General features: G+C 66.9%; 2 protein-coding genes. Both read left to right on the top strand.

Annotation, left to right across the window (positions count from 1 at the left end):
* A partial coding sequence (locus VKP01_RS10390; protein WP_324412073.1) for an ATP-dependent helicase C-terminal domain-containing protein occupies nt 1-960 on the top strand: 960 nt, incomplete at its 5' end.
* A gap of 84 nt (nt 961-1,044) precedes the next feature.
* Nucleotides 1,045-2,517, top strand: a 1,473-nt coding sequence (locus VKP01_RS10385) for a PAS domain-containing protein (protein ID WP_324412072.1), incomplete at its 3' end; no start/stop codon positions are given.

Here is a 2,517-nt window from a genome sequence, read left to right as displayed (position 1 = left end):
CTGGTCTGCGCTTATCCCGAGCGCATCGCAGCCGCGCGCGGCAAACCGGGGGAATTCGTCATGGCCAATGGGCGCGGCGCGGTGATCGATGCCGCGCATCCGCTGGCCGGGGAAGCGTATCTCGCCATTGCCGAGATCAGTGGTACGGCGGCGCGGGCGCGCATCATCGCGGCGGCGCGCATCACGCGCGACGAAATCCGCGCGCGGGCAGCGATGCGGATCACGACGGGCGAAGAGGTCAGCTACGATGGTGAGGCACGTGCCCTGCGCGCGGCGCGCAGCGAGCGGCTCGGCGCCCTCGTCCTGACCCGGACGCCGCTGCCCGCTCCGGAAACCGAGGAAGCCGCCCGCGTTCTGGCGCAGGGGATCGCGCGCGATCCGGGGCCGGCGCAATGGCCCTGGACGCCCGCCCTTGCGCAATTGCGCGCACGGGTCGGCTTCCTGCGCCGGGCAGAAGGCGCCGATGCCGGCTGGCCGGATCTCTCCGATGCCGCCTTCGCCGAAGACGCCGCCGCGCGGCTCGCCCCCTTCATCCTCGGTCGCAATGCGCTCGCGCGGATCACGGCGAGGGATCTGCACGATGCGATCGAGGCCTTGCTGCCCTGGGATCTGCGCGCACGGCTCGACCGGGAAGCCCCCACCCATTTCACCGCGCCGACGGGCACGCAGGTACCGATCGTCTATGATGGTGCGGAGCCGATGATCGCGCTGCGGGTGCAGGAATTGTTCGGCCTGACGGAGCATCCCGCCATTGCCGGCGGGCGGCTGCCGCTCGTGCTCGAACTGCTCTCGCCAGCGCGCCGCCCGATCCAGATCACCCGGGATCTGCCGGGCTTCTGGGCCGGATCCTGGGCCGAGGTGCGCGCGCAGATGCGCGGGCGCTATCCCAGACATCCCTGGCCGGAGAATCCGCGAGAGGCGGCACCGACACGACACGTGACCAAACGGAAGAATCAATGATTGTGCAGCTTTCCTGCGTCATACAAGCGCGGCTGAAACGATTTCTTGAAGATTCGCTGCCAGCCTGTCTTACAGGTTGCAAGAATGTTGGAGAACGCGCAGATGCGCGAGCGTGACGAGGCGACGCGACGATCAGACCATCAAGACCGATACGATGCGCAGCATGACGCCCGGCGCCACGACGAGGCTGTACGCCTGCAGGCCCTGCGCGATTACCGCATTCTCGATACCCCGCGCGAGCCTGCCTTCGACGATCTCGTGGAACTCGCGGTCAAGGCGACCGGCTGCCCCGTCGCGCTGATCAATTTCCTCGACGGCGACCGGGAGTTCTTCAAGGCGGAGATCGGCCTCGATGCGCGCGAGCGTCCGCTTACGCCCGATTGCATCTGCCTGCCTACACTGCATGAACCCGATCTTCTGGTGATTCCGGACCTTTCCGCGGACCCGCGCTATGCGCACAACCCCAAGGTCGTGGGCATGCCGGGCTATCGATTCTATGCCGGAATCGCCCTGTGCAACGCAGACGGTGTGCCCGTCGGCACCTTCTGCGCGCTCGATTTCACACCCCGCCCGCAGGGCCTCACTTCCGATCAGGGCGACATGCTGCGCATCCTCGCGCGCATGGTGATGGAGCGCACCGAACAGCGCCGGGCCCTGCTCGCTGCCCGCGAGCGCGAAACCCGGTTCAGGCTGACGGCCGAAGCGCTGCCGCAAATGGTGTGGTGCGCCGATCCGGAGGGACGCATCGTCTATGCCAACCAGCGTTGCCGTGCCTTCATCCATGGCGATCCGGATGATCGCCGCCGCGTCGACTGGCTCGCCTTCGTCCATCCCGAGGACCGCAAGCGGGCCGGGGATGCGTGGAATGATGCCGTCGCGCAGGGTGAGGCGCTGGAGATCGCATATCGCTTTCGCCACCATGGCGGCGATTATCGCTGGATGCTGGCGCGGGCCTTGCCGGTACGCGATGCGACGGGGCGGATCGAACACTGGTTCGGTACCTCGACCGATATCCACGAGACCCGCGCCGCCCAGGCCGAACTCGCCATGAGCGAGGCGCGCTATCGCGCACTCACCGAAGCCAGTTCCCTCGTCGTCTGGCGCGCTGCACCGGACGGGGGCGTCATCGACAGCGCCGGATGGGAGGCGATCACCGGGCAATCCCGAGAGGAATACATGGGTGACGGCTGGCTCACCGCCCTGCATCCCGATGACCGTGAGCGTCTGACCAGCAGGGTCCGGGCGCGCCTGCCCGACGACAAGCAACGCACATCCGAATACCGGCTGCGCTTCCGCGATGGCAGCTACCGCTGGGTCTGCACACGGGCCGTGCCGCTTTTCGACGATGACGGCACATTGCGCGAATGGATCGGCACCGTCACCGATGTGCATGATGCCCGTGAGGCGGAACGCAAGTTGACCGAACAGGGCGAAACGCTGCGCATAACGCTGGAAAACATGGATCAGGGCCTATTAATGGTGGATCACGAGGGCCGGATCCGCGTCTACAACCAGCGCTTCCTGGAATTGCTGGATCTGCCAGAGGAGATCGTCCAG

This window comes from Saliniramus sp. (assembly GCF_035311605.1).
In the GTDB taxonomy this organism is placed as follows: Bacteria; Pseudomonadota; Alphaproteobacteria; order Rhizobiales; family Beijerinckiaceae; genus Saliniramus.
Note: the sequence above shows the minus strand (reverse complement) of the source record. Positions and strands in the feature narration are given on the sequence as shown.